Below are 20,586 nucleotides of genomic sequence, written 5' to 3' on the forward strand. Positions count from 1 at the left end.
AAGCCATACGTTGGGGAAATGGACTTATCAGACCAACTTCTCTAACTAATGACTCAAATACCTGTTTCAAGATTCTAATTTTGATAATTGATAAGAATAGACACTAGGAATTATCACTACAAAGAAAAGTGTCAAGAAGAATACCCAGTAAACATATAGTTGCACAAAGGAATTTAGAAACAATAACAATCCTCCTAATACCCAAATTTTTCCAGCTAGACGATGCGTTTTTCTCCAGTTTTCATCATTCTCCAAGGTCCACGGTAGTCGAATACCGATTATATAATTTCGGTGTGTTTTTGGTAGATAATTTCCAATTATGATCATCATGACTCCCATAAAAATCTGAGCTAGTAGCCCACTCATCATGGAATAACCCAAAGATTCTCCGAAGATAGAAATCATTAATAGACAAGATACAAAAGGAATAATCCAGTAAATCAAAACTTGTATTTTTGAACTGATATTGCTAGATTTAGGATCTTTAATCATTATAAATAGAAGCAACCAATGCATCAAAAGCATGAGAGTCGGTAATCCAAAGATAGCAGACATTTTATGATTGTAGCCATCCGCTTGACCCAGTAGATTAAAATGAGTGGGTATCTCCTCTGGTAATTGATTCCAGAAAACACAACCTACAAGGGAAGGTAGTAGGATGAGAATGCTCGTAAATAATACCAATTTCTTATTGATTTTTATCTTCATCAAAATGATCTCCTTTCAGATCTGCTAACCAAACCATTATGTCCTCTAAAACCGATGTATTTAACTCATAATAAATAAAGTTTTTTTCTTTCATTTCATGAATCAAATCCGCTGCTTTCAAAATCGTGAGATGGTGTGAAATAGTTGCACTAGTCAACTCAAATTGACTGGCAATTTCTCCTGCAGATAATCTACCTGCTTTGAGTAAATTTAAAATCTCTCTCCTAACTGGATGAGATAAGGCTTTAAAACTATTTGCAAAACTCATAATGACTCCTTTCCCTTTGTAATATTAGTAGGGCTAGGAATAAGCAAGGTAGAACTGATAGCATTCCGGTCGGTGATGGGCCTAAAATCAAGAGGCTTGAAACTTTTTCTCCTGGTAATTGGAAGAGTAACCCAATACCTGCAGTTGCATTGATTGCCCCATGAAATAGGGCAGAAGCCCAGATAGAACCTGTCTTTTCCAACAACCAGCTCAACAATATTCCTACGCTAAAACAAAATAGAAACATAGCAACAACTCCCAAAACGGGATAAGCAAAATAAGTAAGACCATAATTATATCCTTGTAAATTGATTGGTAAATGCCATAGACTCCAAATGAGAGCAAGTAAGACATGAGTCTGGACTAGTGAAAAGCGTTCTCTTAGCACTGGGTAAAGATAGCCACGCCAACCAATTTCCTCCCCCAATGCAAAGAAACTATTAAAAAAAGGAGCGTAGGTCAAACTAGCTAGGATTTGAATCAAAACCAAGGAAGATAAGGGAATGGCTGATTGAGAGACACCTTTTTCTTGTAAGATGGCTTGAATAGATTCAAAACCAAGGCTGAAATTGCTAGGAAATACAAGAAAATAAAGTCCCGCTCCTAAAAAACTGATGACTGCTGGTAACCAGATAGCTAGTAAGTAAAAGCGCCAGTTCCTCTTGAGATTCACGACTAATTTAGATTTGATTCCACTAGGTTGATTCGTGATTTTCCCTAAAACAAAGACTGCAAGTGCAGGCATCCACATGGCTACAATACTAGCAAGTTGACTCCATGGAGAATTTAGACCAACACCACTTAGCCATAGTGCCAACCATATTATCCAAGCAAGGGCATAAGCCAAGACCACAAAAAGAAGGATTGTTCTCTTATTTGACATATATGTAACTTCACTTTCTATTTAGATGTTTTTCTAAATAACATTATACACCTTTCTATTCTAAACACAAGAACTATTTAGATTTTTTTCTAAATAGTTTAGGGAATTTTTATTTTCTAAGGATAAAGTCTAAAGAGTAATTTTCAAACCATACGTTGGGGAAATGGACCTTTTTTTGGTATAATAAAATCTATAATCTGAATGAAAAAGGTAACTTTATGAAACTCATCTCATGGAATATTGATTCCCTCAATGCTGCCCTAACTAGTGACTCAACTCGTGCCAAATTGTCCCAAGAAGTACTACAAACCTTGGTCGCTGAAAATGCTGATATCATCGCTATCCAAGAAACCAAGCTTTCTGCCAAGGGGCCTACAAAGAAACACTTGGAAATTTTAGCTGAACTCTTCCCAGACTACGAAAACACGTGGCGCTCTTCCCAAGAACCTGCCCGTAAAGGCTATGCTGGAACCATGTTCCTCTATAAGAAAGAACTTACGCCAACTATCAGCTTCCCAAAAATCGGTGCCCCTTCTACCATGGACTTGGAAGGTCGTATCATCACTCTAGAATTTGATAAATTTTTCGTTACCCAAGTTTACACACCAAACGCTGGAGACGGCCTCAAACGCTTGGAAGAACGCCAAGTATGGGATGTCAAATATGCTGAGTATTTGGCTGAACTAGACAAAGAAAAACCAGTCCTTGCAACCGGTGACTACAATGTGGCCCACAATGAGATTGACCTTGCAAATCCTGCTAGCAACCGCCGTTCACCAGGATTTACCGACGAGGAGCGTGCTGGATTTACCAACCTTTTAGCAACTGGATTTACTGATACCTTCCGCCACATTCACGGCGATGTTCCAGAACGCTACACTTGGTGGGCACAGCGCAGCAAGACCTCTAAAATCAATAATACTGGCTGGAGAATTGACTACTGGCTCACAAGTAACCGTCTCGCAGACAAGGTGACCAAGTCTGATATGATCGACTCGGGAGCTCGCCAAGACCATACACCTATTGTCATGGAGATTGAGCTCTAAGGAGAAAACGAATGGACTATCAAGCTGTCATTCCTGAATTTGTAGTATCTGACATCGAAAAATCACGCCACTTCTACTGCGACCTGCTAGGATTCTCTGTCGAATACGAGCGTCCAGAGGAGAAATTTCTCTTCCTCTCGCTTGAAGACTGCCAACTTATGCTAGAAGAAGGCAGCGTAAAAGAATTAGCTCAGCTGACCTATCCTTTCGGGCGCGGTGTCAATATTTCCTTTGGCATTGCAGATGTTCCTCAGCTCCACCAAAAACTGCTGGAAGCTGACTATCCTATCCATCGTCCCCTGACAAAAAGAGAATTTCGAGTAGGAGATAGTTTTATTTATCCCCATGAATTTGCAGTCTTGGATCCAGATGGCTATTTTTTAAGATTTAGCGAGTAGAAAAATAGAAACCTACAATACTGTATCGTGTTGTAGGTTTTTGTTCGTTCGTTTTTTTTATCTAAACACTAACAAAATCTTTGATTTCTAAAGTTATTTAGTGTAAAATAAAAACATTGGCACAAGCCTATTTGAAATTGAATATCATTTTACTTGTTTATGTCGTGAATTGGCACGACGTTTCTACAAGGTGCCGGAACACCTAACAATAAGTAAGTCAGAGTGAGGTATGGCCGTTTTTGCCATGCCTATTTTGGGGACTTACTTAGAGATTAAGTAGGTCCTTTTTTCTATTAGTTTTTTCTGGTTAAGGATCTGAAACAAGCAAATGGATTGGCTTTTAGACTTTAGGAGGTCTTATGAAATTATTAGAAGAGCGCATCCTCAAGGATGGGCATATCTTGGGTGACAACATCCTCAAGGTGGATTCCTTTTTAACCCACCAAGTTGACTTTAGCTTGATGCGAGAGATTGGTAAGGTTTTTGCGGAAAAATTCGCTTCTGCTGGCATTACCAAAGTCGTGACCATTGAAGCGTCGGGTATTGCCCCAGCCGTTTTTACAGCTGAAGCCTTAAACGTTCCCATGATTTTCGCTAAAAAAGCTAAAAACATCACTATGAACGAAGGAATCTTAACTGCCGAAGTTTACTCCTTTACCAAGCAGGTAACCAGCACTGTTTCTATCGCTGGAAAGTTCCTCTCACCAGAGGACAAGGTTTTGATTATCGACGATTTCCTTGCTAATGGCCAAGCTGCTAAAGGCTTGATTCAAATCATCGAACAGGCTGGAGCAACAGTCGAAGCTATCGGTATTGTGATTGAAAAATCTTTCCAAAATGGCCGTGATTTGCTTGAAAAAGCAGGCTACCCTGTTCTATCACTCGCTCGTTTGGATCGTTTTGAAAATGGTCAAGTCGTATTTAAGGAGGCAGATCTCTAATGCAAACTCAAGAAAAACACTCGCAAGCAGCCGTTCTTGGCTTGCAGCACTTACTAGCCATGTACTCAGGATCCATCCTGGTTCCCATCATGATTGCGACAGCCCTTGGCTATTCAGCTGAGCAGTTGACCTACCTGATTTCCACAGATATCTTTATGTGCGGGGTAGCAACCTTCCTCCAACTCCAACTCAACAAATACTTTGGGATTGGACTCCCAGTCGTTCTTGGAGTTGCCTTCCAATCAGTTGCTCCCTTGATTATGATTGGACAAAGCCATGGTAGTGGCGCTATGTTTGGTGCCCTTATCGCATCAGGGATTTACGTGGTTCTTGTTTCAGGAATTTTCTCAAAAGTGGCCAATCTCTTCCCTTCTATCGTAACAGGATCTGTTATTACCACGATTGGTTTAACCTTGATTCCTGTTGCTATTGGAAATATGGGAAATAACGTTCCAGAACCAACTGGTCAAAGTCTCTTGCTTGCAGCTATTACTGTTTTGATTATCCTCTTGATTAACATCTTTACCAAAGGATTTATCAAGTCTATCTCTATTTTGATTGGTCTGGTTGTTGGAACAGTCATTGCTGCTAGCATGGGCTTGGTTGATTTCTCTCCTGTTGCAGCAGCACCACTTGTCCATGTCCCAACTCCACTCTACTTTGGGATGCCAACCTTTGAAATCTCATCTATTGTCATGATGTGTATCATCGCAACGGTGTCTATGGTTGAGTCAACTGGTGTTTATCTGGCCTTGTCTGATATCACAAAGGATCCAATCGACAGCACGCGCCTGCGCAACGGTTACCGCGCAGAAGGTTTGGCCGTACTTCTCGGAGGAATCTTTAACACCTTCCCTTACACCGGATTTTCACAAAACGTTGGTTTGGTTAAATTATCAGGAATCAAGACTCGCCTGCCAATCTACTACGCAGCTGGTTTCCTGGTCCTCCTTGGACTCCTTCCTAAGTTTGGCGCCCTTGCCCAAATCATTCCAAGTCCTGTCCTCGGTGGTGCCATGCTGGTGATGTTTGGTTTTGTATCTATTCAAGGGATGCAGATCCTCGCCCGTGTTGACTTTGCTAACAATGAACACAACTTCCTTATCGCAGCAGTTTCAATCGCTGCAGGTGTCGGACTCAACAATAGTAATCTCTTCATCAGCATGCCGACAGCCTTCCAAATGTTCTTCTCAAACGGAATCGTCGTAGCCAGCCTACTCGCTATTGTCCTCAATGCAGTACTAAATCATAAAAAGAAATAAGAAAAAGAGGTGTAGACCTCTTTTTTCTATATCCTTACCTGTCTTTCTTCTGACCTCTGGCCTGTGACAAACATGGTAAAGGTTGCTTTGCAGACATTTCTGCCTTCTTGATTGGTGATATCCACATCCACCACACAGGTTGTGCGACCTTGATGGACACATTCTCCTTTAATAGTCAGCACATCATCAAGTTTTCCTGCTTTGAGGTAGTTGATAGAGGATTGGAGCGTCACTCCGTCTAATCCTAGCGAGATAACCACCAAACCACTGATCTGGTCACAAAGGGTAAAGAGATAGCCACCATGAGCATTGCCATAGTAGTTGAGCGACGAGTCCACTACTTTGGTCGTCACCACAACGTGACCATCTCTCATTTGTTCAATTTCGTAATTTTCAAAGGCAGATATAGCGTCAAAATGAAAATCTTTCATCGTTTCCTCCTGATATTTCAAACGACACTATGATACTACTTTTTATAGGACTGTGCAAGGAGAAAGCTCCTAGTCTGGCAAAATTCCGACCTGCTCCACAAATCGCATAAAGGCCGCCTGTCCTTGTTCTGTCTGCTTGTAGACTCCTGCATCCTCAAGTACACGCGCAAAGATAGTACCCACAGAGTCCTTGACGATTTCAAGGGCTTTTTCTTTATCCGTTAGATCTGGATGGTGGGCTCTGAGTTGGTCTGCCCATTCCTGATGATAATCGGCAACTGTAACAGCTTCTCCTACAAGATAGCTAGCAACTTGCTCCACTTCTTCTTTCAGACGTGGTGGCAGGATTGCCAAGCCCATGACCTCAATCAAACCGATATTTTCCTTCTTGATATGTTGGACATCCTTGTGGGGATGATAGATACCATCAGGATGCTCTGGCGATGTTTGATTATCTCGTAAAACCAAGTCCAACTCAAACTGTCCATCGCGTTTACGCGCAATCGGTGTGATGGTGTGATGCGGTGTCCCATCAGTCTCAGCTAAAATCTGCACACTAGGATCTGAATACTGACGCCATTCCTGTAAAATCTTGTCAGCCAAGTTGGTCAAATCCTCTTTGGAATCCGAAGTCAAACGCAACACTGACATAGGCCACTTGACAATTCCAGCCTTGACCTGCTCAAAACCAGCAAATCGGAAAGACTTTTGCAAGGGAGCCAATTCCATAGGAAATACGTGACGACCTCCTTGATAGTGATCATGAGTTAGAATAGAGCCCCCCACAATCGGCAAGTCGGCATTAGATCCAGCAAAATATCCTGGAAACTGCTCTACGATAGCCAACAGACGTTCAAAACTCTGACGACTAATGGCCATGGGACGATGCTGGCCATCTAAGAAAATACAGTGCTCATTAAAGTAAGCATAGGGCGAATACTGGAAGCCCCACTCCTGACCAACCATTTCAAAACGGATAATACGGTGGTTACTGCGAGCTGGGTGGTTGACCCGACCATGGTAGCCCTCATTCTCTAGACAAAGCTGACACTGAGGATAATTACTAACTTGCACCAACTTGGCTGCCGCAATCTCTTTGGGATCCTTTTCAGGCTTAGAGAGGTTGATGGTAATTTCAAGTTCACCGTAATCAGATGGAACACGATAAGCAATATTTTTAGCAATGGCCTTGAGTTTGATGTAGTCATTTTTCTGACTGAGTTGGTAAAAATCCTCTATCGATTGCTCAGGAGAGTGGGCATAGGTTTCCCAGAAGTCACGATTGACCTGACTCGGACAAGGAGTCACCAAGTCCATCAGTTCAGCACCAAGGATTTCACGTGCAGTCTGACTATCCTCAATCATCTCTAATCGAACGGCTTCCTCAACCAGCTGGTCCTTGAGGTCAATCACTTTATCCAGATCCGTCTCAACTTCCAAAACACCGTCTCCCACTCGTGCCAAGACACGATTGGTCAGGTAGATTCGATCCATTTCCTCAAATGAACTTTCAGAAATGACCTGTGTTACAAATTTATCTACTAAGGTCACTATAGAGCCTCCTTTTAACTAGTCAAGGACGCGAGTGCCACCTGCAACTTCAGCGATATAGAAGCTTGGAGCGTAGCCAACTACTTCCTCGTAGTGTTTGCCTACAGCTTCCTTAAAAGCCTCAACAGTATCTTTTTGAACCAAGGCAATGGCACATCCACCAAAACCTGCCCCTGTCATACGAGCACCGAGAACACCTTCTTGTGTCCAAGCTGTGTGAACAAGAGTATCCAATTCCAAACCAGTTACTTCATAGTCATGCTCCAGAGAAACGTGTGACGCATTCATCAAACGACCAAATGTTTCCAAATCTCCTGCTTGAAGGGCTACTTGAGCTTTGAGGGTACGTTGGTTTTCAAGCACAGCATGGCGAGCACGTTTCAAACGATTTTCATCTTTAATCAGATAGCTGTATTGGTCAAAGGCCCACTCATCCAATTCACCCAAGGTCTGAATATCTAAAGCAACTTGCAATTCTTCCACTGCTTTTTCACACTCAGCACGACGTTCATTGTATTTAGAATCCGCCAATTCACGGCGTTTGTTAGTGTTCATAATAACAACGACATTGTCCTTCAAATCAAGTGGTACCAAATCATACTCTAAAGTGTTAGTATCTAAGTAAATAGCACGTTGGTCTGCACCCATACCGATAGCAAACTGGTCCATAATGCCAGAGTTGACTCCGATAAAGTTGTTTTCTGTTTGTTTTCCGATTTTAACCAAATCGAGACGCTCTAATTTTAAATCAAAGAGATGCTCTGCCACGACCCCTGTCAAAAGTTCCAAGGATGCTGAAGAAGACAAACCAGCACCATTTGGGATATTCCCATAAACAAAGAAATCAAAACCTTTGTCAATCACATGACCAGCTTCTTGCAAGAAATGAAGAACCCCTTTTGGATAATTGGTCCAATTGTGCTCTTTTTCAAACTTGAGGTCAGCGAGAGGCACTTCGATAATGCCCTTGTCCTCAAAATTAGCTGAGTAGAAACGTAAAACTTGGTCGTCACGCTTACGAGCTGCACCGTAAGTTCCCAAGGAAATAGCAGCTGGAAAAACGTGCCCACCGTTGTAGTCCGTGTGTTCACCAATCAAATTGATACGACCTGGTGAAAAGAAAGTTTGGTCTGCTTCTTGACCAAAAACAGCAAGAAAGTCTTTGCGAAGAGTTTCAGCAGTAAGATGTTGTGTCATATGATTTCTCCTTTTACTGTCCGTTAAGTCACCTTAACGTGTAATCGTTTTCTTCTATTGTATCCAAGGGATTTTCCAAGGTCAATCCTTTTTACTAAAATTTTACTAAACTATCGGTAAAAAGCAGAAAAATATGATATACTAATCTAATCAAGGAGGATTTATGGCTACCTTAAAAGACATTGCACAGCTAGCCTCTGTCTCTATCGCGACCGTATCCCGTGTCCTCAATCGCGACCAGAGTCTATCTGTTACAGAAGAAACCAGACACCGTATTTTAACTGTTGCTGAAGAGCTGGGCTACACCAAGCACCTCAAGACAGGCGAGTCCCACAAGCCCAAGCAAAAGATTGCCATTATCCAATGGGTCAGCGAACAAGGGGAGCTAGACGATCTCTACTACTACCAGATTCGCCTAGGCATAGAAAAAAGAGCCCAAGAGTTGGACTACGATATCTTGCGCTATTTTAATGACCATCCTTTTACCCTAAGCGAGGAAGTAATTGGGATTCTCTGCATCGGAAAATTTAGCCGAGCTCAGATTTCTGCCTTTGAAGAATACCAAAAGCCTCTTGTATTTCTAGACAGCGATACACTTTCCCTGGGACATACCTGCATTATCACAGACTTTTACACTGCCATGAAACAGGTTGTCGATTATTTTCTCAGCCAAGGGATGGACCGCATCGGGATTCTAACAGGCCTTGAAGAAACAACCGACCAAGAAGAAATCATTGAGGATAAGCGACTGGAAAATTTTAGAAACTACAGTCAAGCAAAGGGAATCTATCATGATGAACTGGTCTTTCAAGGAAGCTTTACTGCCCAGTCTGGCTATGACTTGATGAAGGAGGCTATTCAGAGTTTGGGAGACCAACTGCCACCAGCATTTTTTGCAGCTAGCGATAGTTTAGCTATCGGTGCCCTCCGTGCCCTCCAAGAAGCTGGAATCAACCTGCCAGACCGCGTCAGTCTTATTTCCTTTAACGACACCAGCCTGACCAAGCAAGTCTATCCTCCCCTCTCCAGCATCACCGTCTATACCGAAGAAATGGGCAGAGCAGGCATGGATATTCTTAATAAAGAAGTACTCCACGGTCGCAAAATCCCTAGCCTGACCATGCTGGGAACCAGACTGACTCTGAGAGAGAGTACTCTGCCATAACTCCACAAATTAAAAATGACAAAAAATCCTAATAGAGAGTCTCAAATCTCCATTAGGATTTTCTTTTTTAGGCCATCACAATCATAGACTTAATGGTCTTACGTTCATCCATATCTTTATAAGCTTGATCAATATCTTCTAATTTATAGCTTGAAGTAAAGACACGGCCTGGATTGATATCACCATCAAGGACGGCTTTTAGTAAAAATTGCTTATCATATGTTGTCGCAGAAGCTGCCCCACCTGCTACAGAGATATTTTGCATAAATGTCGAACCAAGAGCACGATTATTATAGTGTGGGACTCCTACAAATCCCATACGCCCTCCATTATGAAGGACACCTAGCGCCTGTTCTACAGCAGCCTCCGTACCAACACATTCAAGTGCTGCGTCCGCTCCGCCACTGAGAATTTCACGCACCTTGGCAATACCTTCTTGACCTCGCTCAGCTACAAAAGCTGTCGCACCCGACTCCAGAGCCATCTTTTGACGATCTTCATGACGACTCATGAGGATAATTTGCGACGCACCACGCATCTTCGCCGCGATGACAGCACATTGACCTACAGCACCATCACCAATGACCACAACCTTATCCCCTTTTTGAACATTAGCAACACGCGCCGCATGATAGCCTGTCGGCATAACATCTGCAAGAGTCAAGAGGGACTTTAGCATACCTTCTGTGTAGTCAGAAGGTTGTCCAGGGATTTTAACCAGCGCCCAGTTTGCATAGTGAAAACGAATATATTCCGCCTGAAAATCGCCTCCCAAGTTATTACCAATATGATTATCGCAAGAACCGTCAAAGCCAGCAAGACAGGCATCACATTCACCACATCCATGGGTAAAAGGGACAATGACAAAGTCACCTGGTTTCACCGTCGTAATGGATTCCCCAGTTTCTTCGACAATCCCAATCGCTTCGTGTCCACTATTTTTGTGTCCAGCTTTCGTTTCTGGATTACGGTACCTCCATAGATCCGATCCGCAAACGCACGCACGAACTACACGAATAATCGCATCATCTGCGTCTATAATTTGCGGACGTTCAATTGTAGCAAGACCAACCTGACCTGCCTTTGTATATACTGCTGATTTCATTTAAATTTTTCCTTCCTTGTAAAGTTTAATTTTGAGATTTAAGCGATTTAAAGCCACCTGTAACTGAGACAAGCGCTCCTCTAATTTTTTCTTTTCCTCTTCTAAAATACCAAGCCTTTTCTCTCGCGTTTCATCCCCCTTTTGGTAGAGAGACATATAGTCAACTAAACTATCTACAGAGACACCTGCCGAACGAAAACACTTAATAAATTCCAGAGCTTCAATATCATGATCTTGAAAATCACGAATTCCAGTTGCAGTTCGAGTAATCGGTGGCACAAGACCAACCCGTTCATAGTACCGAATCGTATCCGCTGAAATTCCCAACAAGTCACTAGCAGATTTAATATTCATACACTAACCTCCTCTCATTCACTGAATTTAAGCTATTCTAACTCACTTATCTTATTATATAATTTTGAGTTGACTCCAAGTCAAGCATTTTGCGTCTAATCGAAAAATTTTTTATCATTATCAGTTCTCTTATTAGCATACCTTTTCATCAATCAAAGAAAGAGGTTGGGGAAAGCGTCTTTCAAATATGATACCAAAGAAACTGGAAAAAAAAGTCTTTAAAAGCAAAAAGCGCATAGTATCAGACATTGAAAACCCTTGATACTATACGTTTTTTTGTATGAAGATTTACTTCATTTTCTCTTGAAATTGAGTTTTGTCTCAGCCGCTTTTTCTAGTGTTGATGCCCATGGGATTGCCCTAAGGCTGTTACCTTTCGCTTATGTTGCGCATGATTGCTTTGACTGGTGTCCACTTCGATAGTAATATTCTGCACACCTCTTTCTTCTAAGAGCTGACGTACTTGATTCTTTGTTTCCGTCATCTCCTCCCAATCCTCTAAACAGATATGGATAATAGCATTATTTTCTAGACCATCCATGGACCAAATGCTAAGTTGATTGACACTTTTGACATTGGTCAGAGCCTCCAAATCCTTCTCCAAATCACCTGTCTCTAGTCCTTCTGGCACAGCATCCAGGAAAATCTTGAGTGCGCTCCAAAATCGAGGAATAGCTTTTGTTAGAATGAAGATGGAAATGACAAGCGATAAGAGCGGATCAAGGATATACCAATCTGTAAATCGGAGGATAATCGCCATTAGAATGACAGCCAACCAACCTAGAGTATCTTCCAAAAAGTGCAGGCTCAGAATTGACTCGTTCTTTGTCTTTCCCTTACGAACTACTAGACTAGCTAGCACATTGATACTGACTGCAATGATTCCTAGCCAGAGGACGCCTTCGTCATTAACGGGCTGTGGATTCAAAAGTTTAGTTATATTTTCCAAGATCACTAGAATGGATCCTGTGATAAGAATCACAGCAGTCACTAGGGCCCCTAAAAGACTAAATCGCTTGTAACCCAAGGTGTATTGCCTATCTTCTTCTCTATTTGAGATTGTTTCTAAAAAGGCCGATATGCCGATTGCTATAGCATCTCCCAAGTCATGGATAGAATCAGCAAGAACAGCACTTGAACCGAAGATTCCTCCTGCGATAAACTCAACAATAGCATAGCTTAAATTTAAGAAAAAAGCTACCCAAACAGTATATTTTGCCTTCATCTTTCTCATTCCTTTGTTATAATAGATTTATGAATACCTTGTTCATTATCCACTAAAACTCAAAGAAAGGATAGAAGCAAAACGTCAGCTTTATTCAGTTCTGAACAATTTGCCTCAAGTGTCCATATGACTACCATTGACCGCCGTATCAGCAAAACAAAAAAAGCCATCTATCAAGCTTTTCTACAACTTTTAAACGATACGGGTTACGAATCCACTACCGTTCAGGATATCATTGATCTCGCAGATGTGGGACGATCCACCTTTTACTGTCACTATGAGAGTAAGGAACTACTTCTGGACGAACTTTGCCGCGGCCTCTTCCATCACCTCTTTGAAAGAGAGCAATCCATTTCAATCGAGGATTATCTCTCCCATCTCTTTCTTCACTTTCAAAAAAACCAAGACCATATCACTAGTCTACTATTTTCAAAAAATGACTACTTCCTCCGTCAACTCCATAAAGAGCTAGAACACCATGTCTATTCCGTGCTGGCTGATAAGTTGAAAAAAGCTCACCCAAGTCTGCCTCCTTCTTACCTCCAACACTTAGTCATGTCCAACTTTATCGAGACATTGACCTGGTGGCTCAAAAGAGGGCAAGACTTTACAGACCAGGAAGTTGTCCAATTTTATCTAGACCTTCTCATTCCTAAAAATTGAATACAGATTAAAGCTCGGTTGCCTTATTTCTAGGCTACTGAGTTTTTTATCTTTTCAATAATCAAAAAAGCCCAGACGACATTGTCTGAGCGTTCTTCTATATTGTCGTTTAACCAAGTTGAGTTTAGCTTTTCAAGCTATTTCTTCAACAAACCTTGTTCTTGTAGAAACTCCTTGGCTACTTGTTCTGCTGACTTGCCTTCAACACCGACTTGGTAGTTGAGCTGGCTCATCTGGCTTTCAGTAATTTTACCAGCCAATTTATTGAGAACTGTTTCCAACTCTGGATGTTTCTTGAGAAGAGCTTCTTTCATCAGTGGAGCTCCTTGATAAGGTGGGAAGAGTTGCTTGTCATCTTCCAAGACCTGCAAATCATAACGCGCCAATTCCGCATCAGTCGAATAGGCGTCCGTGATTTGAATATCACCTGACTGAATAGCCTGATAGCGAAGGGCTGGTTCCATGGTAGCTACATTGAGATTGAGACCATACATTGATTGTAAGCCCTTATTTCCATCTTCACGGTCATTAAATTCGAGTGTAAATCCAGCCTTCAACTGCCCTTCCACTTTTTTCAAGTCCGAAATGGTCTTCAAGCCATATTCTTGAGCAATCTTTTTTGGAACAGCTACAGCATAGGTATTTTGATAAGACATGGGTTTGAGATAGGCTAGATGATCCTGTTTGGCAATACCATCACGCGCCACCTGATAAACCTGCTCTGGCTCATGACTCACTTTAGGTGATGGTTGCAGCAAACTTTCAGTCACCGTACCAGTAAATTCAGGATAGATGTCAATATCGCCTTTTTTCAAAGCTTCATAAAGAAAGCTTGTTTTCCCAAAATTCGGTTTAACAGTCGCAGTCATGCTGGTATTTTCTTCAATAAGGAGTTTATACATATTGGCCAAAATTTCTGGTTCCGGTCCCAATTTCCCAGCAATAACCAAGTTTTCTTTCTCTTTTTGAGCCAAAAGAGCTGGACTATAAGACAAACCAAGCAATATGGTCACCAAGGCAAAACCAGAGAAAATCGTCCGCAATTTTGCCTTTTCCATCACTTTTAGTAGGAAGTTAAAGGCAATGGCAAGCACTGCGGAAGAAAGTGCCCCAATCAAAATCAGACTGGCATTATTACGGTCAATTCCCAAAAGGATAAAGGAACCCAGTCCCCCTGCACCAATCAAGGCCGCCAAGGTTGCCGTACCGATAATCAAGACCGCTGCCGTCCGAATCCCAGACATCATAACAGGCATAGCAAGTGGAATTTCAAACTTCTTGAGACGCTCCCACCTAGTCATCCCAAAGGCAATCCCAGCCTCTTGTAGACTTGGATCAATTCCCTTGAGTCCAGTGATGGTATTTTGTAAAATCGGAAAGATCGCATAAATCACTAGAGCTGTCAAAGCCGGCAAGGTTCCAATTCCCATCAAGGGAATAAAGAGCCCTAACAAGGCCAGAGACGGGATGGTCTGGAAAATCCCTGCAATCTGTAAGACCCAATCCGCTAACTTCTCATGATATCGAAGATAAACAGCCAAGGGAATCGCTATAAAGATGGCCAGCAACAAGGTCAAAAGTGACAACTGCAAATGTTGAGATAGAGCTGTCAACCAATCACTAAAACGATCCTGAAAAGTTGCAATTAAATTAGTCATGTACACTACCTCCAAACAAGTCTGCTACAAAATCTGTTGCAGGAGCTTTTAAAATCGTCTCGGGATTCGCCACCTGACGAATCTCTCCATCCTGCAAGACAGCAATACGGTCCGCCAATTTCAGAGCTTCATCCGTATCATGGGTTACAAAAATCGTTGTCATCCCAAATTCTTTATGCAATTCTTTCGTCAGAATCTGCAACTGTTTTCTCGAAATAGCATCAAGAGCCGAAAAAGGTTCATCCATGAGGAGAATCTTAGGCTGACCAATCATAGCCCGTACAATTCCAACACGCTGTTGCTCCCCACCAGATAGTTCACTAGGTAAACGATGCCCATACTCAGCTACTGGCAAGCCAACCTTGGCCAAAAGCTCTTCTGTTTTCTGAGCAATTTTTTCCTTAGTCCAGCCCTTCATCTCAGGAATCAGGGCAATATTTTCAGCAACCGTTAGATTTGGAAAGAGAGCAATGGCCTGTAAAACATAACCAGTAGAAAGACGAAGTTCACGCTCATCATAGTCTTTGATACGCTTGCCATCCATATAAATATTTCCATCAGTCGGTTCCAAGAGGCGGTTGACCATCTTGATCATGGTCGTCTTACCTGATCCAGATGGACCAACTAAAACCATAAACTCGCCATTCTCAATCCGTAAATTAACATCTCTCAAGACATCTTTTTCTGTGTAGCGTAGCGCCACATTTTTGTATTCAATCATTCTGTATCCTCAATTTAAAACTTCCCTCTATTGGTCAAGTCTTCTACCTTAGGCATGACTTCCTTATTATCCCAATGTTCCACAATTTTCCCGTTTTCTAGACGGAAGATGTCATACTGGGCATAGGCAACTCCACCAATCTGAGTCTGACCATAGCTAACCACATAGTTTCCTTGTCCTAAGAGTTGGAAAACAAAGTCAAAAGTGGTCTTTACTTATAAACAGCTAATTTGCTATATTCTAAACCTCATTTTCCTCCTCTTTCAGATTATCCAAAATTCTTTCTTGAAAGGCTTCAAACTGACGAATTTCTTCCTCTGAAAATCCTTTGTAAAAGATCGTATCCAATTTCTGACTGACACGATACCCCACTTCTTTCTGAGACTGCCCCAACTCTGTTAAAACCAAATACTTCTTACGCTTATCTTCTCCACATGGACTAATAGCTACAAGATTTTGTTCCTCTAGTTTTTTAATCATCGTCGTCAGTGTATTGTTAGCAAGCCCAGTCGCAAGCGCAATATCTGTTGCAGTTGCACAGCCAGTTTCACTATTCCATAAAACCGCTAAAATCTTGCCCTGCTCACTCCGATAAAGAGCTTCAGGGTCTTGGCTCAGTAACTTTTGAAAAATCCGCCCATTCAACAAACGAATATGATGGGCTAGCAAATGACTATCCTTCATAACACCTCCAATTTATTTCGATATCGAAAAGAATAAAACAATTGTAACACTCATCGTTCTAACTGTCAACTATTTCGATTTGGAAATAATTTTTCCCAGTAAAAAAATCTCCTACCCAAGGTAGAAGATTTTAATCTTATAAACTTAATCCGTCATGTCCGATACCAAAGTTCGATGCTCCAACGGAATACTGCACATAACTAGTAAGAAAATGAAACCTGACTGAATCCAGAAGAGGGCCAAGTCAAAAATTCCATGTACAGCAACCACTGTAAGGAAAGACAGATAAAGACCGATAATCGGACGTTTCCCCGACTCCTGACTCATATCCATCATCAATCGAACAGGAGCAACAGAAGACAAAACTAATAAAATAGTCCCCACAATTCCGTAACTCAGAATCGTATCGATATATAGACTGTGAGCATGTTCATGATAAGGAGCATTTATCCTAGGATAAGAGTGCATGTAGGTCAATGGCCCCTCACCCCAAAAAGGATTTTGCTTAAACAAGGCCATCCCAGCATCCCAGATAGAAATGCGCTCTTCCATAGAAGAATCCAAAGTCCCCATCCGAACTCCCAAATCACTAGAAAAGAGGAAACTCAAGCCAATCGCGAAGACCCCAATACTAAGCCAAAAGGCCTTCCAGTTTTTAATGGTCGTAAAGAGATAGATGATTGCTCCAGCGATAATAGCAGGAAAGGCAGTTCGATTTTGAGTAAAGTTCAAACCAAAGAGATTCACAAAGCCTGCAATCACACAGAATACTTTCAACCAATTCAACTTGGTCGTTGTAAACAGATAGAAGGCAATCATGATACAGAAACAACAAATAATTCCATAATAATTAGGATTAAAGAAGGTCACTTCTGCTCTATTCTGATGCCAGACCTGCATATTGGGTGAAAGAAAAGCATAGTTGAATTTCTTCACAATTTGGAAATGCTCTAAACTCGCAAAAGCAGCTGACAATACACTACCAAATAAGACGAGCTGCAAAATCAAGCGAAAGAATTTATGTGATAAAATCGACTGATAGTGCAAAAAGAAAATAGTAAAAAGAAAAATTCCTACCGAAGCCACAAGACCCATCCAATTTTGTGCAAAAACGGATATAACAGTACTATAGCCAAGAAAAAGAAGCAGCATCGGATGCTCCCCCATTTTCTGAAGAATACTTTTCATATCCCCTGTAAAAATTAAACTGATAATATATAAACAGAATACAACTACAAAAAGATAAAAGGGTAAAAAGATACTCAGGATAATTCCCAATAAAATCAGCTCTTTACTAGACAACCCTTTCAGCTTTTCAATAAAGCCTATTGATTTCAAAATGAATCCTTTCTCTCCAAATCAATTGATTCAGATAATAGTAAGCTACCCTATATTGTACCACTTTTTTAGCAATTTGAAAACAAAGGAAACGTTTACTAGGTAAAAAAGGGAGCAAAAATACTGATATTTCAAAACTCAAACTTAATGACTAGATTTACTATAAGGAAATCATACCGTAAAGACTAGGTATATGTTAAAATAGTAGTAATATAATAAAGTTTTGACCAACTATCCAAACTATATTTAAATCATTTACAATTGCTAAAGAAAGGAAACAATATGAAATCCTACCAAGCCGTCTACCAAATTCTAACTAAAGAAACCGACTATGTCAGCGGAGAAAAAATCGCAGAAGAACTATCACTGACCCGAACATCAATTTGGAAAGCCATCAAGCGTTTAGAACAAGAAGGCATTGAAATTGATAGTATCAAAAACAAAGGCTATAAACTGGTGAATGGGGATCTTATTCTTCCAGAACTTCTAGAACAAAATCTTCCAATTAAAATCAGTTTTAAACCCGAAACAAGATCAACACAACTCGATGCAAAAGAAGCAATTGATTTAGGAAATGAAGCAAACACCCTCTATCTAGCTTCCTATCAAACAGCTGGCCGAGGCCGTTTTCAACGTTCTTTCTACTCACCCCAAGGTGGCATTTATATGACACTCCATCTCAAACCAAATCTTCCCTATGACCAATTACCATCCTACACACTACTTGTAGCAGGAGCTATCTACAAAGCCATTAAGAACCTAACTTTAATAGATGTCGACATAAAATGGGTCAATGATATCTACCTCAAAAATCATAAAATTGGAGGAATCCTCACTGAAGCAATGACGTCAGTAGAAACTGGCTTAGTCACAGATATCATTATTGGAGTAGGAATCAACTTTACTATCAAAGACTTCCCTCAAGAATTGAAAGAAAAAGCTGCTAGTTTATTCAAAGCTCCAGCACCTATTACCAGAAATGAATTAATCATAGAAATCTGGCGTTCTTTCTTCAAAACGCCAGCAGATGAGTTATTATACCTATATAAAAAACAGTCATTCGTTCTAGGAAAAGAAGTGACTTTCACACTAGATCAAAAAGACCACAAGGGACTTGCTAAAGATATCTCTGAAAGTGGAAAACTTTTAGTTCAATGTGATAACGGAAAAGAAATCTGGCTCAATAGCGGAGAAATTTCACTCAAGAGTTGGAAGTAGTAATAAACAAGCACAACCATAAAATCAACAATATATAAAGATTTTAGCTTTTCTGCAGCCCACTACAGTTGACAAAGAGCGAAAAAAAACTTCAGATAAGTAATCCAATTAAGTTTTACAAATCTGAAGTTTTTATTCTACTATTCTTAAAAATATAAAAAAAGAGTTATAAACTCTCAATAAAACGGAGAATAAGGGATTCGAACCCTTGCGCCAGTTACCCGACCTAACGATTTAGCAAACCGTCCTCTTCAGCCTCTTGAGTAATTCTCCTATTAATGGGCACGAGTGGACTCGAACCACCGACCTCACGCTTATCAGGCGTGCGCTCTAACCACCTGAGCTACGCGCCCAAGTTAAAAACTTGGTAATTTGAACAAAGTTCAAAGCGGGTGACGAGAATCGAACTCGCGACAACAGCTTGGAAGGCTGTAGTTTTACCACTAAACTACACCCGCATACACACTATAAGTAAAAATGGCGCGAGACGGAATCGAACCGCCGACACATGGAGCTTCAATCCATTGCTCTACCAACTGAGCTACCGAGCCTTATTGCGGGAGCAGGATTTGAACCTACGACCTTCGGGTTATGAGCCCGACGAGCTACCGAGCTGCTCCATCCCGCGTTAATACAAAAGGAGGATGTGGGATTCGAACCCACGCACGCTTTTACACGCCTGACGGTTTTCAAGACCGTTCCCTTCAGCCGGACTTGGGTAATCCTCCATACTATTCAAATGGACCTTGTAGGACTTGAACCTACGACCACTCGGTTATGAGCCGAGAGCTCTAACCAGCTGAGCTAAAGGTCCAACAAGATCATTATAGCGGCGAAGGGGATCGAACCCCCGACCTCCCGGGTATGAACCGGACGCTCTAGCCAGCTGAGCTACACCGCCATATATCGGGAAGACAGGATTCGAACCTGCGACACCTTGGTCCCAAACCAAGTACTCTACCAAGCTGAGCTACTTCCCGAGTTAAATAGAAAAATGCACCCTAGAGGAGTCGAACCTCTAACCGCCTGATTCGTAGTCAGGTACTCTATCCAGTTGAGCTAAGGGTGCTCATTAGTTTATGCCGAGGACCGGAATCGAACCGGTACGATCGTTACCAATCGCAGGATTTTAAGTCCTGTGCGTCTGCCAGTTCCGCCACCCCGGCCTCTCTAAGCGAACGACGGGATTCGAACCCGCGACCCCCACCTTGGCAAGGTGGTGTTCTACCACTGAACTACGTTCGCACTGTTTTCTTCTATCTAAAAATGCCGGCTACATGACTTGAACACGCGACCCTCTGATTACAAATCAGATGCTCTACCAACTGAGCTAAGCCGGCTCATTTATTTTATCTTAATGCGGGTTAAGGGACTTGAACCCCCACGCCGTTAAGCGCCAGATCCTAAATCTGGTGCGTCTGCCAATTCCGCCAAACCCGCATATATGACCCGTACTGGGCTCGAACCAGTGACCCATTGATTAAAAGTCAATTGCTCTACCAACTGAGCTAACGAGTCTAAAATAACTTCCGTTATCTTAAACGGTCCCGACGGGAATCGAACCCGCGATCTTCGCCGTGACAGGGCGACGTGATAACCGCTACACTACGGGACCTATGGGAGTTAACGGGATCGAACCGCTGACCCTCTGCTTGTAAGGCAGATGCTCTCCCAGCTGAGCTAAACTCCCTAGAGCTAAGCGACTTCCATATCTCACAGGGGGCAACCCCCAACTACTTCCGGCGTTCTAGGGCTTAACTTCTGTGTTCG

General features: G+C 41.7%; 20 protein-coding genes, 17 tRNA genes, 1 pseudogene and 1 riboswitch. Of the genes and pseudogenes, 7 read left to right on the top strand and 31 right to left on the bottom strand.

Going from position 1 to position 20,586, the window contains the following annotated elements; all coding sequences use genetic code 11:
- Window positions 1-66: 66 nt before the first annotated feature.
- Genes OCF96_RS03765 through OCF96_RS03775 form a run of 3 tightly spaced genes read right to left on the bottom strand, consistent with a single transcriptional unit; the run spans window position 67 to window position 1,859 of the window.
- Window positions 67-708 (bottom strand): SdpI family protein, encoded by a 642-nt coding sequence (locus OCF96_RS03765; RefSeq protein ID WP_094753358.1) that lies wholly within the window; start codon window positions 706-708, stop codon window positions 67-69.
- On the bottom strand, window positions 689-976 hold the full coding sequence (locus OCF96_RS03770; RefSeq protein ID WP_000006510.1) for an autorepressor SdpR family transcription factor: 288 nt from the start codon (window positions 974-976) through the stop codon (window positions 689-691). Before OCF96_RS03770 ends, OCF96_RS03765 begins: the two co-directional genes overlap by 20 nt.
- Window positions 960-1,859, bottom strand: coding sequence for a CPBP family intramembrane glutamic endopeptidase (locus tag OCF96_RS03775; RefSeq protein ID WP_094753359.1), 900 nt, complete (start codon window positions 1,857-1,859; stop codon window positions 960-962). Before OCF96_RS03775 ends, OCF96_RS03770 begins: the two co-directional genes overlap by 17 nt.
- A gap of 218 nt (window positions 1,860-2,077) precedes the next feature.
- Between OCF96_RS03775 and OCF96_RS03780 the strand changes: the two genes are divergently transcribed.
- From OCF96_RS03780 to OCF96_RS03795, 4 genes are all read left to right on the top strand, one after another.
- Complete coding sequence (locus tag OCF96_RS03780; protein WP_261446460.1) at window positions 2,078-2,905, top strand: exodeoxyribonuclease III; 828 nt, start codon at window positions 2,078-2,080, stop codon at window positions 2,903-2,905.
- 11 nt (window positions 2,906-2,916) lie between these two features.
- Window positions 2,917-3,303 carry a bleomycin resistance protein gene (locus OCF96_RS03785; protein WP_261446461.1) on the top strand — a complete coding sequence of 129 codons (387 nt, stop codon included), beginning with the start codon at window positions 2,917-2,919 and terminating at the stop codon, window positions 3,301-3,303.
- A 133-nt stretch (window positions 3,304-3,436) separates the two neighbouring features.
- Window positions 3,437-3,532, top strand: a riboswitch (purine riboswitch).
- A 130-nt stretch (window positions 3,533-3,662) separates the two neighbouring features.
- The gene (locus tag OCF96_RS03790; RefSeq protein WP_261446462.1) at window positions 3,663-4,244 is read left to right on the top strand and encodes a xanthine phosphoribosyltransferase; all 582 of its coding nucleotides are present in this window, start codon (window positions 3,663-3,665) and stop codon (window positions 4,242-4,244) included.
- A complete protein-coding gene (locus OCF96_RS03795) occupies window positions 4,244-5,506 on the top strand; it encodes a nucleobase:cation symporter-2 family protein (RefSeq protein ID WP_261446464.1) in 1,263 nt (420 codons plus the stop codon). The genes OCF96_RS03790 and OCF96_RS03795 overlap by 1 nt, the downstream gene beginning before the upstream one ends.
- Window positions 5,507-5,532: 26 nt before the next feature.
- Here OCF96_RS03795 and OCF96_RS03800 read toward each other — a convergent pair whose 3' ends face one another.
- The 3 genes from OCF96_RS03800 to OCF96_RS03810 all read right to left on the bottom strand — a co-directional run bounded on the left by OCF96_RS03800 (window position 5,533) and on the right by OCF96_RS03810 (window position 8,685).
- Window positions 5,533-5,937 (bottom strand): PaaI family thioesterase, encoded by a 405-nt coding sequence (locus OCF96_RS03800; RefSeq protein WP_000651224.1) that lies wholly within the window; start codon window positions 5,935-5,937, stop codon window positions 5,533-5,535.
- Between the two features lie 69 nt (window positions 5,938-6,006).
- Entirely contained in the window at window positions 6,007-7,488 is a 1,482-nt protein-coding gene (locus OCF96_RS03805) for a UDP-glucose--hexose-1-phosphate uridylyltransferase (protein WP_261446465.1), read from the bottom strand.
- An 18-nt stretch (window positions 7,489-7,506) separates the two neighbouring features.
- Window positions 7,507-8,685, bottom strand: a complete 1,179-nt coding sequence (locus OCF96_RS03810) for a galactokinase (protein WP_261250194.1) — start codon at window positions 8,683-8,685, stop codon at window positions 7,507-7,509.
- 163 nt (window positions 8,686-8,848) lie between these two features.
- Here OCF96_RS03810 and galR point away from each other — a divergent pair, with 163 nt between their 5' ends.
- The gene (galR, locus tag OCF96_RS03815) at window positions 8,849-9,850 is read left to right on the top strand and encodes a DNA-binding transcriptional regulator GalR (protein ID WP_004259105.1); all 1,002 of its coding nucleotides are present in this window, start codon (window positions 8,849-8,851) and stop codon (window positions 9,848-9,850) included.
- 67 nt (window positions 9,851-9,917) lie between these two features.
- Here the strand turns inward: galR and OCF96_RS03820 are convergent, their stop codons facing one another.
- The 3 genes from OCF96_RS03820 to OCF96_RS03830 form a co-directional block, all read right to left on the bottom strand.
- Window positions 9,918-10,955: a zinc-binding dehydrogenase gene (locus OCF96_RS03820; RefSeq protein WP_004259103.1), complete on the bottom strand. Its 1,038-nt coding sequence runs from the start codon at window positions 10,953-10,955 to the stop codon at window positions 9,918-9,920.
- The gene (gene nmlR, locus OCF96_RS03825) at window positions 10,956-11,309 is read right to left on the bottom strand and encodes a stress response transcriptional regulator NmlR (protein WP_001022624.1); all 354 of its coding nucleotides are present in this window, start codon (window positions 11,307-11,309) and stop codon (window positions 10,956-10,958) included. It abuts the gene before it with no gap.
- Window positions 11,310-11,643: 334 nt separating this feature from the next.
- A complete protein-coding gene (locus OCF96_RS03830; protein ID WP_000645152.1) occupies window positions 11,644-12,534 on the bottom strand; it encodes a cation diffusion facilitator family transporter in 891 nt (296 codons plus the stop codon).
- 126 nt (window positions 12,535-12,660) lie between these two features.
- Between OCF96_RS03830 and OCF96_RS03835 the strand changes: the two genes are divergently transcribed.
- Window positions 12,661-13,197, top strand: a complete 537-nt coding sequence (locus tag OCF96_RS03835) for a TetR/AcrR family transcriptional regulator (RefSeq protein WP_020903532.1) — start codon at window positions 12,661-12,663, stop codon at window positions 13,195-13,197.
- Window positions 13,198-13,334: 137 nt separating this feature from the next.
- Here OCF96_RS03835 and OCF96_RS03840 read toward each other — a convergent pair whose 3' ends face one another.
- The 5 genes and pseudogenes from OCF96_RS03840 to OCF96_RS03860 all read right to left on the bottom strand — a co-directional run bounded on the left by OCF96_RS03840 (window position 13,335) and on the right by OCF96_RS03860 (window position 17,598).
- A complete protein-coding gene (locus OCF96_RS03840) occupies window positions 13,335-14,855 on the bottom strand; it encodes an ABC transporter permease/substrate-binding protein (RefSeq protein ID WP_033684815.1) in 1,521 nt (506 codons plus the stop codon).
- Window positions 14,848-15,576, bottom strand: coding sequence for an ATP-binding cassette domain-containing protein (locus OCF96_RS03845; protein ID WP_004259046.1), 729 nt, complete (start codon window positions 15,574-15,576; stop codon window positions 14,848-14,850). The genes OCF96_RS03840 and OCF96_RS03845 overlap by 8 nt, the downstream gene beginning before the upstream one ends.
- A gap of 14 nt (window positions 15,577-15,590) precedes the next feature.
- A pseudogene (locus OCF96_RS03850) lies at window positions 15,591-15,782 on the bottom strand (nuclear transport factor 2 family protein); the annotation flags it as partial.
- Between the two features lie 34 nt (window positions 15,783-15,816).
- Window positions 15,817-16,260, bottom strand: coding sequence for a MarR family winged helix-turn-helix transcriptional regulator (locus tag OCF96_RS03855; RefSeq protein WP_020903524.1), 444 nt, complete (start codon window positions 16,258-16,260; stop codon window positions 15,817-15,819).
- A 144-nt stretch (window positions 16,261-16,404) separates the two neighbouring features.
- Window positions 16,405-17,598 (bottom strand): O-antigen ligase family protein, encoded by a 1,194-nt coding sequence (locus tag OCF96_RS03860; RefSeq protein WP_049516413.1) that lies wholly within the window; start codon window positions 17,596-17,598, stop codon window positions 16,405-16,407.
- 282 nt (window positions 17,599-17,880) lie between these two features.
- Between OCF96_RS03860 and birA the strand changes: the two genes are divergently transcribed.
- Entirely contained in the window at window positions 17,881-18,816 is a 936-nt protein-coding gene (gene birA / locus OCF96_RS03865) for a bifunctional biotin--[acetyl-CoA-carboxylase] ligase/biotin operon repressor BirA (protein WP_023946033.1), read from the top strand.
- Window positions 18,817-19,001: 185 nt separating this feature from the next.
- Here the strand turns inward: birA and OCF96_RS03870 are convergent.
- The 17 genes from OCF96_RS03870 to OCF96_RS03950 form a co-directional block, all read right to left on the bottom strand.
- Window positions 19,002-19,089 (bottom strand) — tRNA-Ser (locus OCF96_RS03870).
- A gap of 6 nt (window positions 19,090-19,095) precedes the next feature.
- Window positions 19,096-19,169, bottom strand: a tRNA-Ile gene (locus OCF96_RS03875).
- A 34-nt stretch (window positions 19,170-19,203) separates the two neighbouring features.
- Window positions 19,204-19,274 (bottom strand) — tRNA-Gly (locus OCF96_RS03880).
- A gap of 20 nt (window positions 19,275-19,294) precedes the next feature.
- Window positions 19,295-19,367 (bottom strand) — tRNA-Phe (locus OCF96_RS03885).
- Between the two features lie 3 nt (window positions 19,368-19,370).
- Window positions 19,371-19,444: transfer RNA gene (locus tag OCF96_RS03890), tRNA-Met, on the bottom strand.
- Window positions 19,445-19,454: 10 nt separating this feature from the next.
- Window positions 19,455-19,544 (bottom strand) — tRNA-Ser (locus OCF96_RS03895).
- A gap of 12 nt (window positions 19,545-19,556) precedes the next feature.
- Window positions 19,557-19,630, bottom strand: a tRNA-Ile gene (locus tag OCF96_RS03900).
- Window positions 19,631-19,643: 13 nt separating this feature from the next.
- A tRNA-Met gene (locus OCF96_RS03905) sits at window positions 19,644-19,717 on the bottom strand.
- 5 nt (window positions 19,718-19,722) lie between these two features.
- A tRNA-Pro gene (locus OCF96_RS03910) sits at window positions 19,723-19,796 on the bottom strand.
- Window positions 19,797-19,811: 15 nt separating this feature from the next.
- A tRNA-Arg gene (locus OCF96_RS03915) sits at window positions 19,812-19,885 on the bottom strand.
- Window positions 19,886-19,896: 11 nt separating this feature from the next.
- Window positions 19,897-19,982, bottom strand: a tRNA-Leu gene (locus tag OCF96_RS03920).
- 7 nt (window positions 19,983-19,989) lie between these two features.
- Window positions 19,990-20,061 (bottom strand) — tRNA-Gly (locus OCF96_RS03925).
- Between the two features lie 22 nt (window positions 20,062-20,083).
- A tRNA-Thr gene (locus tag OCF96_RS03930) sits at window positions 20,084-20,156 on the bottom strand.
- Between the two features lie 18 nt (window positions 20,157-20,174).
- A tRNA-Leu gene (locus tag OCF96_RS03935) sits at window positions 20,175-20,256 on the bottom strand.
- Between the two features lie 5 nt (window positions 20,257-20,261).
- Window positions 20,262-20,334: transfer RNA gene (locus OCF96_RS03940), tRNA-Lys, on the bottom strand.
- A gap of 24 nt (window positions 20,335-20,358) precedes the next feature.
- Window positions 20,359-20,431 (bottom strand) — tRNA-Asp (locus OCF96_RS03945).
- A gap of 2 nt (window positions 20,432-20,433) precedes the next feature.
- A tRNA-Val gene (locus OCF96_RS03950) sits at window positions 20,434-20,506 on the bottom strand.
- Window positions 20,507-20,586 lie beyond the last annotated feature (80 nt).

The sequence above is a fragment of the Streptococcus mitis genome (assembly GCF_946190065.1).
GTDB lineage: Bacteria > Bacillota > Bacilli > Lactobacillales > Streptococcaceae > Streptococcus > Streptococcus mitis_DE.